At 28.6% G+C, this 1792-nt stretch carries 1 protein-coding gene and 1 pseudogene; both read left to right on the top strand.

Going from position 1 to position 1792, the window contains the following annotated elements; genetic code table 11:
• Positions 1-324 (top strand): annotated as a pseudogene (locus ABZX02_RS43850) (tryptophan--tRNA ligase); the annotation flags it as partial.
• Positions 325-472: 148 nt separating this feature from the next.
• Entirely contained in the window at positions 473-1729 is a 1257-nt protein-coding gene (locus ABZX02_RS43845; protein WP_355307959.1) for an MFS transporter, read from the top strand.
• Positions 1730-1792 lie beyond the last annotated feature (63 nt).

Below are 1792 nucleotides of genomic sequence, written 5' to 3'. Positions count from 1 at the left end.
AATCACATTCGAGTTACTGATCCTGGTCGAATAGAAGACAATACAGTATTCACTTACTTAGATGTTTTTTGTAAAGATAAAAAGTATTTAGCAGAAATGAAAGAGCATTATAAAGCCGGTGGCTTAGGTGATGTTAAAGTTAAAAAATACTTAAATGAAATCATACAAGCAGAACTAGAACCAATTAGAAATAGAAGAAATCAATATCAAAATAATCTGGACTATATATATGAAATATTAAAAGATGGAAGTAATCAAGCTCGATTAATAGCATCTCAAACACTTCACGAAGTCAGAGATGCTATCGGAATTAATTATTTTTAAATTTTAAAGGTACTCATACTTTGAGTATCTTTTTTGTTGATATATTACAATTATAGGTAACAAGATTATACATACTATTAATTTTTTAATAGTCAATTTACTTACTTATTCACTGAACTTAAATTAGTTAAATGAGGAGGTATGATAGATGAATTCTTCTAAATATATCGATCATTTAGTTGTTTTTACAGCAGGAATAGGTATGTTCTTATCAACTCTAGATAGTGGTATTATCAATGTGGCGTTACCCACTTTATCTAAATCTTTTAATGTTGATGCTTCTTTTATTTCTTGGAGTATTACGTTATATACTTTGTTACTTACAGGGACCATTATTATATTTGGAAGACTGAGTGATAAGTACAATCGTCTAAATATCTATAGTATTGGACTAACAGTGTTTTTGATATCTTCTATTTTATGTGGATTTTCAAATAACGTAGTAGAATTAATTACTTTTCGTGGTTTACAAGGCACTGCTACAGCTATTATTACTACAACCATTCCTGAGCATAGACAGGGACCAGCATTAGGAACTTTGAGCATTTTATTAGGAGTAGGTCCCGTGTTAGGTCCTAGTATTGGAGGCCTTTTAATATCTATAGGAAATTGGAGATGGATATTTTGGATTAATATTCCCTTTATATTTATAGGATTAATAGGTTGTATACTTTTAAAAAAATATATTAAAGAACAAAATAGTGTATCTATTCATTTAGATATACGTGGAAATCTATTATTATTTCTATCTATCTTTTGTTTACTGATAAGTTTAACTTCTTGGTCTTATCATTCAATGTTTAATATATCAGTATATGGCAATTTCTTAATCTTTATTGTTACTTTTGGTTTATTTATTGTGTGGGAATTAAAAACTCATCATCCTATCATCGATTTACGTTTATTCAAAAATATATCATTTTCATCTCCTATATTTGCAATATTTGTATTTGGAGGTACAACATCTTTAGGCTTTATAATTCCTCCATATATTTTAGAAAAAATTAATCATCTTTCATCTTGGCAAATAGGATTAGTTATAATGATTACTGCATATACCAATCTAGGGTTATTACAATATATATTAAACCCGATAACAATAAGTCTATTATTATTAATATATGGTATAGGCGGAGGGTTTTTCCTACCATCTAATACTTCAGCAATAATGGGCACAGTATCTCAAGATATGCAAGGTACTGTTGGAGCTACTCAAAGAATGGTCCAAAATATAGGTATTGCAGTTTATACAGCAATTACTTCACTATTTATAAGTAATCAATCACAGACAAATCAACTGATAACTGGTGCCAGCCACGCATGGTTATTCGCATCAGCAACACTTTTCTTATCACTATTACCTTTTTTATTAAAATTATTACACCATAAGTCAGAAGCTACTTAATATAATAAAAGCAAGTGATTTACAATTTTGTAAATCACTTGCTTTTATACTGTTCTTTTAATC

It is taken from the genome of Lentzea sp. NPDC003310 (genome assembly GCF_040610935.1).
Taxonomy (GTDB): domain Bacteria; phylum Actinomycetota; class Actinomycetes; order Mycobacteriales; family Pseudonocardiaceae; genus Lentzea.
The sequence above is the reverse complement of the archived record's forward strand: the minus strand, read 5'-3'. Positions and strand labels throughout refer to the sequence as shown.